Origin of the sequence: Proteus columbae, from assembly GCF_002777965.1 — a bacterium.
In the GTDB taxonomy this organism is placed as follows: Bacteria; Pseudomonadota; Gammaproteobacteria; order Enterobacterales; family Enterobacteriaceae; genus Proteus; species Proteus columbae.
This window is the reverse complement of the sequence record NZ_NGVR01000019.1, coordinates 95,791-108,931: the sequence shown is the minus strand read 5'-3', so window position 1 is coordinate 108,931 and position 13,141 is coordinate 95,791. Positions and strand designations below refer to the sequence as shown.

12 protein-coding genes are annotated in these 13,141 nt (G+C 38.8%); 8 read left to right on the top strand and 4 right to left on the bottom strand.

Annotated features, from left to right (window positions below):
- Nucleotides 1–55 precede the first annotated feature (55 nt).
- Nucleotides 56–1,405: an L-cysteine desulfidase family protein gene (locus CBE70_RS08665; RefSeq protein WP_100159025.1), complete on the top strand. Its 1,350-nt coding sequence runs from the start codon at nucleotides 56–58 to the stop codon at nucleotides 1,403–1,405.
- Nucleotides 1,406–1,510: 105 nt separating this feature from the next.
- Here the strand turns inward: CBE70_RS08665 and CBE70_RS08660 are convergent, their stop codons facing one another.
- The 3 genes from CBE70_RS08660 to dnaB are packed head-to-tail and all read right to left on the bottom strand — an operon-like array spanning nucleotide 1,511 to nucleotide 5,302.
- The gene (locus CBE70_RS08660; RefSeq protein WP_100159024.1) at nucleotides 1,511–2,707 is read right to left on the bottom strand and encodes an amino acid aminotransferase; all 1,197 of its coding nucleotides are present in this window, start codon (nucleotides 2,705–2,707) and stop codon (nucleotides 1,511–1,513) included.
- A gap of 53 nt (nucleotides 2,708–2,760) precedes the next feature.
- The gene (alr, locus tag CBE70_RS08655) at nucleotides 2,761–3,852 is read right to left on the bottom strand and encodes an alanine racemase (RefSeq protein ID WP_100159023.1); all 1,092 of its coding nucleotides are present in this window, start codon (nucleotides 3,850–3,852) and stop codon (nucleotides 2,761–2,763) included.
- Between the two features lie 40 nt (nucleotides 3,853–3,892).
- Nucleotides 3,893–5,302, bottom strand: coding sequence for a replicative DNA helicase (dnaB, locus tag CBE70_RS08650; protein WP_100159022.1), 1,410 nt, complete (start codon nucleotides 5,300–5,302; stop codon nucleotides 3,893–3,895).
- Between the two features lie 155 nt (nucleotides 5,303–5,457).
- Between dnaB and CBE70_RS08645 the strand changes: the two genes are divergently transcribed.
- Nucleotides 5,458–6,441: a quinone oxidoreductase gene (locus tag CBE70_RS08645; protein WP_100159021.1), complete on the top strand. Its 984-nt coding sequence runs from the start codon at nucleotides 5,458–5,460 to the stop codon at nucleotides 6,439–6,441.
- A 191-nt stretch (nucleotides 6,442–6,632) separates the two neighbouring features.
- Nucleotides 6,633–6,947, top strand: coding sequence for a hypothetical protein (locus CBE70_RS08640; RefSeq protein ID WP_100159020.1), 315 nt, complete (start codon nucleotides 6,633–6,635; stop codon nucleotides 6,945–6,947).
- 47 nt (nucleotides 6,948–6,994) lie between these two features.
- Here the strand turns inward: CBE70_RS08640 and dusA are convergent, their stop codons facing one another.
- On the bottom strand, nucleotides 6,995–8,029 hold the full coding sequence (dusA, locus tag CBE70_RS08635) for a tRNA dihydrouridine(20/20a) synthase DusA (protein ID WP_100159019.1): 1,035 nt from the start codon (nucleotides 8,027–8,029) through the stop codon (nucleotides 6,995–6,997).
- An 84-nt stretch (nucleotides 8,030–8,113) separates the two neighbouring features.
- Between dusA and CBE70_RS18510 the strand changes: the two genes are divergently transcribed.
- From CBE70_RS18510 to potC, 5 genes are all read left to right on the top strand, one after another.
- Nucleotides 8,114–8,290: a CbrC family protein gene (locus CBE70_RS18510; RefSeq protein WP_106426930.1), complete on the top strand. Its 177-nt coding sequence runs from the start codon at nucleotides 8,114–8,116 to the stop codon at nucleotides 8,288–8,290.
- 174 nt (nucleotides 8,291–8,464) lie between these two features.
- Nucleotides 8,465–9,751, top strand: coding sequence for a S8 family serine peptidase (locus CBE70_RS08630; protein ID WP_100159018.1), 1,287 nt, complete (start codon nucleotides 8,465–8,467; stop codon nucleotides 9,749–9,751).
- A gap of 546 nt (nucleotides 9,752–10,297) precedes the next feature.
- Nucleotides 10,298–11,413: a spermidine/putrescine ABC transporter ATP-binding protein PotA gene (potA, locus tag CBE70_RS08625; RefSeq protein ID WP_100159017.1), complete on the top strand. Its 1,116-nt coding sequence runs from the start codon at nucleotides 10,298–10,300 to the stop codon at nucleotides 11,411–11,413.
- Entirely contained in the window at nucleotides 11,397–12,257 is an 861-nt protein-coding gene (gene potB / locus CBE70_RS08620) for a spermidine/putrescine ABC transporter permease PotB (RefSeq protein WP_023583058.1), read from the top strand. The genes potA and potB overlap by 17 nt, the downstream gene beginning before the upstream one ends.
- Nucleotides 12,254–13,033 carry a spermidine/putrescine ABC transporter permease PotC gene (gene potC, locus CBE70_RS08615; RefSeq protein WP_036934543.1) on the top strand — a complete coding sequence of 260 codons (780 nt, stop codon included), beginning with the start codon at nucleotides 12,254–12,256 and terminating at the stop codon, nucleotides 13,031–13,033. Before potB ends, potC begins: the two co-directional genes overlap by 4 nt.
- Nucleotides 13,034–13,141: the final 108 nt, after the last annotated feature.

Genomic DNA, 13,141 nt, shown 5'->3' with positions numbered 1-13,141 from the left:
TCGGTTCTAGTTAGGCGTTATTGTTAAAAACTAAATTAATCCAAGGTGTTAGATTATGAGCCAGAACAAAAATTCTCATTTATGGTCACAGTTTGTTCGTCAGTTACGCGAAGGTGTGAAGCCTGCGGTAGGTTGTACTGAGCCAATTTCATTAGCATTGGCAGCGGCGAAAGCAACTGCGCTTTTAGGCGAGCCAGTTGTTCGTGTCGAAGCTTGGGTTTCGCCAAACTTGATGAAAAATGGCATGGGCGTAACAGTGCCGGGAACGGGAATGGCTGGGCTACCTATTGCAGCAGCACTAGGTGCGACAGGAGGAGATCCTGATGCTGGATTGGAGGTCTTGTTAAAAGCATCTGCTGATGCAGTTGCTCAAGCTAAAGCGCTGGTTGCTCAAGGTAAAGTCACAGTTGGTGTAAAAGCACCTTGTGAAGATGTTCTTTACTCTGAAGCGAAAGTGTATAGCCAATCTGGTTATGCCATCGTCAGTATTGCAAGAGAGCATACACACGTTGTTCGTTGTGAATGTAACGGTAACGTTGTTTTTGAGGAAGATAAATCAGCGCTTACCAATAATTGTGAATGTACTGATGAAAAACCTTTTACTGATGTTTGTGCTGAAGATATCTATAACTTCGCACTTAATGTGCCAGTGAGTGAAATTGAGTTTATGCTCAATGCCGCTCGTTTAAATGGCGCTTTATCAGAAGAGGGGCTACAAAACACCTATGGATTAGCCATTGGTCGTACCTTAATTTTGCAACAAGAGAAAGGTTTGTTAGGTAAAGACTTACTTAATGAAATCATGATCAGATCATCAGCCGCATCTGATGCTCGTATGGGTGGGGCGGTATTACCTGCAATGAGTAATTCAGGCTCAGGTAATCAGGGCATTGCCGCAACATTGCCTGTAATGGTTGTTGCTGAATTTATTAAAGCAGATGATGAAACCTTACTGCGTGCATTGGTTTTATCTCATTTAATGGCAATTTATGTTCATAGCCATTTTCCACCACTTTCCGCCCTTTGTGCTGCAACAACCGCTTCAATGGGAGCAGCCGCAGGAATGGCATGGTTACTCACAAAAGATTTCACCACTGTCAGTATGTCTATCAACAGTATGATTGGTGACATCAGCGGCATTATCTGTGATGGTGCATCGAATAGCTGTGCAATGAAAGTATCAAGTAGTGCAGCGAGTGCCTATAAAGCAGTATTAATGGCGATGCAAAATCAAAGTGTTGCGGGTACTGATGGTATTGTCAGTGACGATGTCGATAGCTCAATAGCGAATCTCTGTGCATTAGCCAGTCGTGCTATGCAACATACAGATATTCAAATTATTGAGATTATGGAAGAAAAAGCGCGTCGTAATGCTGGGGAAAAGAAGCAAGCTGTCAATATATAAAAGGCGAAAACCTAAAGCGACAGTGATGTTGTGATGCAGTAAAAAGAAATACCTGCTTATAGAAATAGGCAGGTATTTTTTTATCGTGAAATTGCGTTGATTGGCTTAAATACTCACCGCTGCAAAGGCTTGCGCAATGCGCTGAACATTACCTGTATTAACACCTGCCATACAAACACGACCAGTACCGACAAGATAAATGCCAAATTCGTCACGTAATCTATCAACTTGTGTTTGTGTAAAGCCAGTATAGCTGAACATACCGCGTTGAGTTAATAGATGATCAAAATTCTTTTCAGGCAGTGCAATTTTTAAAGCTTCGACTAAAGTCACGCGCATCTCTTTAATGCGATCACGCATATGCGCGACTTCTTTTTGCCATTGTGCAGTTAAAACTTGGTCTGATAGCACTTTATTGACAATTTGCGCACCATAGTTTGCAGGGCTTGAATAGATACGACGTACACCTGCTTTCAACTGACCTAATACATGTTCGCATTCAGTGGCATTATCACAAACAATTGATAAGCCGCCAGCACGCTCACCGTAGATCCCAAATATTTTTGAAAAAGAGTTACTGATAAGTATCGGTAATCCTGCTTTTGCCATAGTACGGATAGCATAAGCATCTTCATCTAAATTTTCAGCAAAGCCTTGATAAGCAATATCTAAGAATGGAATTGCTTGGCGAGCTTTTAATACTTCAGTGACTTGATCCCATTGATCTTTAGTCAGATCAGAGCCTGTTGGGTTGTGGCAACATGGGTGCATTAATACGATGCTTTTTTCAGGCAGCTTTTTAAAGCAATCTAGTAGTGCTTCAAATTTTACGCCTTTGGTTTCAGGATCAAAGTATGGGTAGTAATTTACCTTGAAACCCGAGCCCGCAAAAATAGAAGCATGATTATCCCAAGTTGGATCACTTATCCACACTTCTGATCCTGGAAAATAGCGATGGAGAAAATCAGCTCCCACTTTTAATGCACCTGATCCGCCTAATGTTTGGATTGTGGCAATTTTCTTTTCTGCAATTAGAGGATTATCTGCACCGAAAAGGAGATCTTGAATTTCGCTACGATAAGGCGCCAGCCCTTCCATTGGTAAATAAAGTGTTGCGGTGGGGGTCATGGCATTAAGTTGCTGACGCGCAACTGAAACTGTTCCTAAAATAGGGGTCTTGCCTTCTTCGTCATAATAAAGACCAATGCTTAAATTAATTTTATCCTGACGTGGGTCTTTGTTATAAACATCCATCAATGAGAGAATCGGATCTCCCGGAAACGCTTCAACCTGTTGAAACACGGCTTCTTCTCCAATCACTTTTAGTGTGTCATAGGGATACAATATCGTGTGTATTATTGTTCGTCTAGGTATTCCATGATGACGCGCGAGGTTAATTTTGTAATCAACTCATAGGCGCTAATACCACTATATTTGGCAATTTCTTCTACGGGCAACACATCTCCCCATAAAATAGCTTCATCACCAACACTATCAATCAGTTCAGTCCCCAAATCGACGCTGATCATATCCATCGAAACTCTGCCAACAATAGGCACTTTTCGACCATTGATCCACACAGGAGTACCTGAAGGTGCGCTACGAGGATAACCATCGCCATAACCAATAGCGATCACACCAAGATAAGTGTCTTTTTCACTTACCCATGTGCCACCATAACCAACAGGCTCACCTGCTTTATGTTTACGAACGGCAATCAAGCTTGTTTTCAGTGTCATTGCTGGGGTTAAGCCAAAATCTTTACCCGTTCTTTCATCACCAGTAGGGGAGATACCATAAGTAATAATTCCGGGACGAACCCACTGATAATGAACTTGAGGCCAAAATAAAATACCAGCAGAAGCTGCGATAGACTTGTCACCGGCTTTATCTTGAATAAAATCTTGAAATAGTGAGATTTGTTTTTGTGTTGCTTCAGGAACATCAGGCTCATCAGCGCGACTAAAATGGCTAACAATATTCACGGGTTGTTGCACATTTTTGCAAGCGCAAAGTCGTTGATAGAAGGCTTGCGCATCTTCAGGACGCACCCCAAGACGGTGCATTCCCGTATCAAGTTTCATCCATACTTTTACAGGCTCTTCTAAATCAGCCTGTTCTAATGCTTCAAGTTGTTCTTGGCTATGAACAACCGTTTCTATGTGGTTAACTACCAAAATAGGCAAATCAATCGCATCAAAAAAACCTTCTAGCAGCAGTATGGGTTTAACAATCCCCCCACTGCGCAATGTCAATGCTTCACCAATGCGTGCAACACCAAAACAATCAGCATTTTCCATTAAAGTGTATGCTGTTTCTAATAACCCATGACCATAAGCGTTTGCTTTCACGACAGCTATCAGGTGGCTATGTGGGGCATAGTCTCTCACATGCTGAAAATTGTGACGCAGAGCGCGGCGATCTATCACTGCGGTTGCCGCTTTCATATTATTCCAATACTTCCTTCAATTAAGTCAAGGTTAGTGATTATTCATCATCGTAAGCAGGGCCAGCATAGTTATCAAAGCGTGACCATTGGCCGTTAAAGGTCAGTCTTACTGTACCAATTGGACCGTTACGTTGTTTACCGATGATGATTTCTGCAACCCCTTTTAAATCACTACTTTCGTGGTAAACCTCGTCACGATAAATAAACATGATAAGGTCAGCATCTTGCTCAATAGAGCCTGATTCACGTAAGTCGGAGTTAACTGGGCGTTTATCAGCACGCTGTTCCAAACTACGGTTTAACTGTGATAGAGCAACCACAGGAACTTGTAATTCTTTAGCTAACGCTTTTAAAGAACGAGAAATTTCAGCAATTTCTAGTGTTCTATTTTCAGATAATGAAGGTACTCTCATTAGCTGTAAGTAGTCAATCATGATAAGGCTTAAACCGCCATGTTCACGATAAATGCGGCGAGCGCGAGATCGTACTTCTGTTGGTGTTAAACCCGATGAATCATCGATATACATATTGCGTTTTTCAAGCAAAATACCCATGGTGCTTGAAATACGCGCCCAATCCTCATCATCGAGCTGACCTGTACGAATTCTTGTCTGATCGACACGAGATAATGATGCCAACATACGCATCATGATTTGGTTTCCGGGCATTTCTAAGCTGAAGATAAGTACGGGTTTTTCTTCCGTCATTGCCGCATTTTCACATAAGTTCATGGCAAATGTGGTTTTACCCATAGAAGGACGTGCTGCAACAATAATTAAATCTGACTTTTGTAATCCTGCGGTTTTTTTATCAAGATCTTGATAACCACTTGAAACCCCTGTGACACCATCATGAGGTTTTTGATAGAGCTGTTCTATTTTTTCAACCGTCTCTTCTAAAATGGCATCTATTGCTTTAGGGCCTTCGTCTTTATTGGCTCTTGTCTCAGCAATTTGGAACACTCTTGATTCAGCAAAGTCGAGTAGATCTTCACTGGTGCGTCCTTGAGGATCAAAACCTGCATCTGCAATTTCGTTGGCAACTTTTATCATATCGCGAACAACTGCACGCTCTCGGACGATATCCGCATAAGCGTTGATGTTCGCTGCACTAGGCGTATTTTTTGAAAGCTCAGCTAAGTAAGCAAAACCACCTACACTGTCTAACTCTGCATTTTGTTCTAATGCTTCTGATAACGTAATAAGGTCGATAGGTTTGCCTAATTCCAACAAACGTTGCATTTGCGAGAAAATAGTACGATGAGGTCGGCTATAAAAGTCTTCTGCGGTGACGCGTTCAGAAACATTATCCCAACGTTCATTATCTATCATCAGACCGCCTAACACGGACTGCTCTGCTTCCAGCGAATGGGGAGGTAGCTTTAATCCCTCCATTTGTCGGTCTTTAATCTCAGACATCAGCTTGTCAGTGGTCTTGTTTCTGGCCATAAATCCTGCATAAAATCGAAAAAGTGTCAGTCAGGGTATTAGTATACGCTAACCCAATTATCTGTGCCTTGTAGAAATAGCTATCCTTTGTCATTATCTCTAAAGGTCTTTTTGCGCTCGCTTATTTAACTTTTCATCCTACAAAGGAGATAGTAATGGCTAATCGTATTCAATTTGCAACTCATGGCGATGCAGATGTTCTTGAGTTAGCAACATTTACACCAGCTTCTCTTGGTGATCATGAAGTTCAAGTTGCCAATAAGGCAATTGGTATTAACTATATTGATACTTATGTACGTAGCGGATTATATCCTGTAAGCCAATTTCCAAGTGGATTAGGCACTGAAGCTGCGGGCATTATTATCAAAACAGGCGCTAAAGTGACTTCACTAAAAGAAGGGGACAGAGTTGTGTATGCGCAATCTCCGCTAGGGGCTTATAGCGATACGCATAATGTACCAGAAAATAAAGTAGCACGTCTGCCTGATAATATCTCTTTTGAACAAGCCGCAGCCTCTTTCTTAAAAGGATTAACGGTTTATTATCTCTTCAATGAAACCTATAAATTACAAGCGGGTGAAACCTTCTTATTCCACGCAGCGGCTGGTGGCGTTGGTTTAATTGCAAGCCAATGGGCGAAAGCAATTGGTGCAAAAATGATTGGTACAGCAGGTAGTGATGAAAAAGTTGCCAAAGCGAAAGCCGCAGGTGCATGGGAAGTGATAAATTACCAGACTGAGTCGATTGTGGAACGTGTCTTGGCGCTAACGAATAACCAAAAAGTACCTGTTGTTTACGACTCTGTGGGTAAAGCAACGTGGTTAGATTCGTTAGACTGCTTGCAACGCCGTGGCTTAATGGTGAGTTTTGGTAATGCATCAGGTGCCGTAACAGGTGTTGATTTAGGTATTCTCAATAAAAAAGGTTCTCTGTATGTGACTCGTCCATCTATTTCGGGTTATATCACAACGCGTGAAGAGTTAGATGCTGCAAGTGAAGCGCTATTTGCGTTAATTAGTAGCGGTAAAATTGATGTGAGTGTGCCAGATAATCAAAAATTTGCTTTAGCAGATGCAAAAGATGCACATCGTTATCTTGAAAGTAGACAATCTCAAGGATCGAGTTTACTTATTCCTTAATTCTTATTTGTAAAAACTAAAACCTATTTAAAATAAATTAGATAGGTTTTGAATATTTATTATTAATAAATATAAATAATTTCCATCTTGATTATCAAAAAAAAGCCTTATTTTTATTTTAGATTTATTTTTAACTCTATCTCTTTTAATTTATGTTTTCGTGATTTTTATTAATAGAATATGGAGTGTTTATGCAAAAAGATGAATTAAAGGATTTTATTAATTTTATTTATGAAGATAATAAAGTCAGTAATGTTGAATTACAGTTTATTCGCGATGTCGCAGATGAAAAAATAGAAGCATTATTTAAACGTCTTGGTGAAAATAATAATTTATCTGCATTCCAAAAGTCAATGGATGTGTCAGTTCAATTAATGCAAAACGCTTTTTTTGATATTAAGAAAAAAGAAAGTACAGAAGAAGGTAAATGCGAAGTTAAAGAAGCGTTTGAGTTTCAAATTGCTTATTTAATTGCCAATTATAATCGTTTCTTCTCATTACTTTAATAAAAATAAAACCAGCCCAATGTGGCTGGTTTTATTTTCGAATGTCGTTATTTTTCAGTTACAAATTTAAGTGCATTTTCTAAAACAGATAAATCAGCGCCCTGTTTATGGGCATTTTCACTTAAATGACGTCGCCATTGTCTAGCACCTGGAATACCCTGGAAAATCCCCAACATATGACGCGTAACATGACCTAAGTAAGTACCTTGTGAGAGCTCTTTCTCAATATAAGGGTACATTGCTCTTACCGCAGTAACAGCATCTGCAATAGGTAGCTGATTGTCAAAAAGCTCATGATCAACATGCGTTAGAATTGACGGGTTTTGATAAGCCTCACGACCAACCATAACACCATCCATATATTTTAAGTGTTCCTTCGCTTCTTCTAGTGACTTAATACCGCCATTAATCGCCATAGTAAGATGCGAAAAATCACGTTTTAATTGATAAACACGAGGGTAATCTAAAGGTGGAACTTCACGGTTCTCTTTTGGGCTTAAACCCGATAACCATGCTTTACGTGCATGAATAATAAAGGTATCGCAGTTATTATCACGGCTAACAGTATCAATAAAATCACAGAGAAATTCATAGCTATCTTGGTTGTCGATACCAATACGTGTTTTTACTGTTACAGGGATATCAACCACATCACGCATGGCTTTCACACAATCTGCAACGAGTTGTGCATCTCCCATTAAACAAGCACCAAAGCGCCCATTTTGTACACGATCTGAAGGGCAACCCACATTTAAATTAATTTCATCATAGCCACGCTCTTGTGCCAATTTTGCACATTGCGCTAAAGCTTGAGGATCGCTTCCGCCTAACTGCAAAGAAACAGGATGTTCTTCTTCACTGTATTTTAGATAGTCGCCTTTACCGTGAATGATGGCACCTGTTGTGACCATTTCAGTATAAAGCAGTGTATTTTTACTGAGCTGACGAAAGAAATAACGACAATGACGATCAGTCCAATCGAGCATCGGCGCAACAGAGAAACGATTCAAATTATATGTCTTTGAATGGCTATTAACATGATGATTTTCTGTTGGTTTATGGAGTTCTATATTTTCTGACATACTGTAATTCTTTCGTCTATTTAGGCGTTGCTACCCTTATTTTTTTATGAGGGTAGAAAATGAGGGCGCATTATAGCATAGAGAATAACTAAAGATATTGCGAATAGATTAAATGAATTTGTTTCTTTGGAAGAGGATATTAGTGATATAGACATGACAATCGATGATTTATCAAATAACTTAACCAATGAAGGTCATTGCCAAGGTTATTTATTTAAATGTTTTTGTGGAAAGTTACGTCTACATATTGATTTTAGTTAATAAATATTATTCAAATAATATTAAGTCTATTTTTTTAAGCCTATTGTTAAAACATAGGCTTGATATTTATTTTTATAAAATAGCCTATTTGTATTATCTCTATTAAAAATAAAAATAGTCAATGCTCAATATTTTACGCTATAAAGCGAAAAAATAAAAAGAGGAGCATTGATTATGAACATTAAAAGAAAAATCCTTATAAGATTAAATAATCTTGATTATGATAATAAAAAACTGTCATTTTCTACTTCCCATGAAATGCATCACTCCCTTTTAACTAATATATCTTTAGTTCCGGTAATATCATCTGTTTATCAATTACCACCAAAAAACTATATTAATTCTATTTCAATAAACTTTAATGATCTAAATAAATATTATTACCTTAATTTACCAGAGAATAATCATTATTCTTTAGACGAAGTGATCAAAGTATTACAACAACACCCTGATATTGAATATGTACAAACGGTACCGATACAGCCTATTGAACCTCCTAATATTACGCCTGACTTTACTCAATATCAGCAATACTTAAATACGCCAGAAAAAACGGTAAATATTAATAAAATTAAAGGGCTAGGGATTTATGAAGCATGGAAGCAAGAAGCCTACGGGCAAGGAATACAAGTCGCTGATATTGAGTGGGATTTCAATCTTTCTCACCATGATTTATCAACGGATAATATTACGCCATTATTACCATTCAATGAAAAAACCAGTCAGGCAGATCATGGTACAGCGGTTGCGGGATTAATTATGGGAAAAAATGATGGTAAAGGGATCACTGGACTCGCCTATAAATTAGATATGTTTTATGCCATCTCTGAATTAACTTGTGGGCGTATTGATGCGATTATTGCGAGTAAACGCATATTACATGCTGGTGATATTGTTTTATATGAAATGCAGACAATTTGTGAACATCAAGCTTACGTACCTGCGGATTATGAAATGCATGTTTGGGAAGCGACTCGTGCATTAACAGATGCTGGGATCATTGTGATCATGGCAGCAGGTAATGGGGGCGTAGATTTGGATTTACCGGCTTATGAAAGTTATCGACAACGTCATGACAATAACTCAATACGTGTTGGTGCAGGTTCGCCTTATACATTAAATAGATTACCTTTCTCAACGTATGGCTCACCTATTCATGTACAAGCGTGGGGAGAGGATGTTGCAACAGCGGGTTATGGTGATCTGTTTCGAAGTGATGATAACCATACTTATACAGCTAATTTTAGTGGAACATCGTCAGCCAGTGCTTTAGTTGCGGGAGCCGCTGCTGTGATCCAATCTTGGTATAAAGACCGTACAAACAGTGTGTTAACGCCGATACAAATGCGTGACTTATTAATTAGAACAGGCACTTTCCCACTGTCAAATGACAAAATTGGCCCTTTACCGAATGTGAATAACGCAATTTTGTATTTAAAAAACCTAATAAAACGTCATTAAGCACAATAGTATTAATTCCTTTAACACCTTCTAAATATTAGGAGGTGTTATTTAAATTTCATCTCTATGATATATAAAGTTTTTATCATCATAATAAGATGAAAACATAAAAAGAAGCATAATTTAATCAACTTTTTTTGTATAAATAACGACCATAAAATAGTGTTGAAAATAAAAGAGCTAATAAGTTTTCATAGGAAAATAAGGCGATTAGACGACTTCTAAGAGAAAATTTATTTAATTATAAACTTAATCGATTTTTACGATTTATATAAATTAATAGCATTTTGATTTTATTGTCTTTTTGGTCTAAACCCTAAAGGGTATGGTTTATGATGAAAAACTTAAATATGAATAGTTTTTCATTGTTTATGCACCTTTTTGCTTTCAATTTCACGCCACTGCGTTTATCATTTTCCGCTTGTACTATACATACGGCGTCGCTGGTTTTGGGCTTCTGTGGAGCATAATGCTCCGGCAGCTCACACAGTCTTTTCCAGTGGCGGTTCTATCTGCATTATTCTTCGGGATAGAGTATTACCTTAAATGACTGAGAAAACATCTCTGACACCAGTTGTCGAATTAAAATCCTTAAGTAAAGGTTTCGACGGAAAACAAATTATTTCCCGCCTCGATCTCACTATCAACCATGGCGAGTTTTTAACCATCCTCGGTCCTTCGGGCTGTGGTAAGACGACGGTTTTGCGTTTAATCGCGGGTTTAGAAGACGTTGATGATGGGCAAATTATCCTTGATGGGCAAGATATTACGGATATCCCAGCGGAACAACGTTTTGTAAATACGGTTTTTCAAAGTTACGCGCTTTTCCCACATATGACTGTTTTTGAAAATGTCGCATTTGGTCTTCGCATGCAAAAAACACCTGCTGATGAGATTAATATTCGCGTTGAAGAAGCCTTGCGTATGGTGCAACTTGAAGATTTCGCACAACGCCGTCCTGCACACCTTTCTGGTGGACAACAACAACGTGTCGCGATTGCGCGTGCTGTTGTGAATAAACCAAAGGTCTTATTGCTTGATGAATCATTATCTGCACTGGATTACAAATTACGTAAACAGATGCAAAATGAATTAAAAGCCTTACAACGTAAATTAGGGATCACCTTTATTTTCGTGACTCATGACCAAGAAGAGGCGCTGACCATGTCAGACCGGATCGTGGTGATGCGTGAAGGGCGTATTGAGCAAGATGGTACTCCGCGTGAAATTTATGAAGAGCCAACAAATCTGTTTGTTGCGCAATTTATAGGTGAAATTAATATCTTTGATGCGCGTGTTCTCCATCGTATTGATGACACACGTATTCGTGCTGATGTTGAAGGTCATGAATGTGATATTTATACCACATTACCTGTAACACAAAACCAGCAACTCAAAGTATTACTTCGACCTGAAGATCTCCGTGTTGAAGAAATTCACGATCTTGAAAACCTTCCAGGACTAATTGGTTATGTTCGTGAACGTAACTATAAAGGCATGACGCTAGATTCTGTTGTTGAAATGGAAAATGGCAAGGTAGTGATGGTCAGTGAATTCTTTAATGAAGATGATCCAGATGTTGATCACTCGTTAGACCAAAAAATTGCAGTAACTTGGGTTGAAAGCTGGGAGGTCGTGCTGGCAGATGAAGAAAACACGTAAACTATTTCAAAACATCGTTATTACCGGTGTTGTGGGTTGGTTGATGGTGTTCGTCTTCTTGCCGAATATCATGATCATTGCGACCAGTTTTTTAACGCGTGATGATGCCAACCTTGTCGAGATGGTCTTTACACTCGATAACTACTATCGCTTATTTGATCCTATGTATGCAGAAGTGTTACTGCATTCTATTAATATGGCGGTGGTCGCAACATTAGCTTGTTTATTATTAGGTTATCCCTTTGCTTATTTCCTTGCAAAAATGCCTAAGAAAATACAGCCATTAATGTTGTTTCTATTGATTGTACCTTTTTGGACAAACTCGCTTATTCGTATTTATGGATTAAAGATATTCCTAAGTACGAAAGGTTATTTTAACGAATTCCTGTTGTGGATTGGATTGATTGATAAGCCACTCAGAATTATTTATACCCCAGAAGCCGTTGTACTGGGGCTGGTTTATATTTTATTACCTTTCATGGTATTACCCTTATATTCCAGCATTGAAAAGTTAGATAAACCTTGTTTAGAAGCAGCGCGCGATTTAGGTGCTAATAAATTTCAAACCTTTATTCGTATTATTATTCCATTAACAATGCCGGGCATTATTGCGGGTTGTTTACTCGTGATGTTACCTGCAATGGGCTTATTCTTTGTTGCTGATTTAATGGGTGGCGCGAAAAACTTATTAATTGGTAACGTAATTAAGAGCCAATTCTTAAATATTCGTGACTGGCCTTTCGGTGCAGCCACAAGTATTTGTTTAACATTGGTGATGGGATTAATGCTGTTTGTGTATTACCGAGCCGTGAAGCTACTGCATAAGAAGGTAGAAATAGAATGATTGGACGGTTATTGCGTGGTGGATTTATGTCCATTATTTACGCGTATCTTTATATCCCGATCATCATTCTGATAGTTAACTCTTTTAACTCATCACGTTTCGGGATCAACTGGAAAGGTTTTACCACAGATTGGTACGCCATTTTATTTAATAATGACAGTCTGCTTCAAGCAGCAGGGCATTCATTAACAATGGCAGTCACTTCTGCGACATTTGCGACACTCATTGGCTCATTAGCGGCTGTTGCTCTTTATCGCTACCGTTTTCGTGGCAAAAAATTTGTGGGTGGAATGCTGTTTGTTGTGATGATGTCGCCGGATATTGTGATGGCGATTTCGTTACTTGTACTGTTTATGATCCTAGGTGTTTCATTAGGATTTTGGTCGCTTCTATTTTCACATATTACATTTTGTCTGCCTTTTGTTGTGGTGACGGTGTATTCACGATTAAGTGGGTTTGATGTAAAAATGTTGGAAGCGGCTAAAGATTTAGGGGCAGGCGAATTTACTATTTTACGTAAAATCATTATGCCTCTGGCGATGCCAGCAGTAGCTTCAGGTTGGTTATTAAGCTTTACGTTATCCATGGATGACGTTGTGGTTTCTTCTTTTGTGACGGGGCCAAGCTATGAAATTTTACCATTGAAAATTTACTCAATGGTAAAAGTGGGCGTTTCGCCAGAGGTGAACGCGCTTGCAACCATCCTTTTAGGTCTATCTTTAGTATTAGTATTAATTAGTCAGTTAATCTTAAGAGACAGAACTGGCAAAGCGTAAACATGCATTAGTGCGAGTTTCTCGCACTTTTTGGGGTCTTGAAGACCAATCTGTTGGAGGTAGGCTCGCTGCCTATTTGATATTAACGCATCAACCACTGAAGGAAAC

What these genes read in the sequence shown, in the direction of transcription:
- dusA (WP_100159019.1), bottom strand. Translation starts at nt 8,029, where the DNA reads ATGTCAGAAAATATAGAACTCCATAAACCAACAGAAAATCATCATGTT.
- potC (WP_036934543.1), top strand. Translation starts at nt 12,254, where the DNA reads ATGATTGGACGGTTATTGCGTGGTGGATTTATGTCCATTATTTACGCG.
- dnaB (WP_100159022.1), bottom strand. Translation starts at nt 5,302, where the DNA reads ATGGCCAGAAACAAGACCACTGACAAGCTGATGTCTGAGATTAAAGAC.
- potB (WP_023583058.1), top strand. Translation starts at nt 11,397, where the DNA reads ATGAAGAAAACACGTAAACTATTTCAAAACATCGTTATTACCGGTGTT.
- CBE70_RS08630 (WP_100159018.1), top strand. Translation starts at nt 8,465, where the DNA reads ATGAACATTAAAAGAAAAATCCTTATAAGATTAAATAATCTTGATTAT.
- CBE70_RS08640 (WP_100159020.1), top strand. Translation starts at nt 6,633, where the DNA reads ATGCAAAAAGATGAATTAAAGGATTTTATTAATTTTATTTATGAAGAT.
- CBE70_RS08645 (WP_100159021.1), top strand. Translation starts at nt 5,458, where the DNA reads ATGGCTAATCGTATTCAATTTGCAACTCATGGCGATGCAGATGTTCTT.
- potA (WP_100159017.1), top strand. Translation starts at nt 10,298, where the DNA reads ATGACTGAGAAAACATCTCTGACACCAGTTGTCGAATTAAAATCCTTA.
- alr (WP_100159023.1), bottom strand. Translation starts at nt 3,852, where the DNA reads ATGAAAGCGGCAACCGCAGTGATAGATCGCCGCGCTCTGCGTCACAAT.
- CBE70_RS08665 (WP_100159025.1), top strand. Translation starts at nt 56, where the DNA reads ATGAGCCAGAACAAAAATTCTCATTTATGGTCACAGTTTGTTCGTCAG.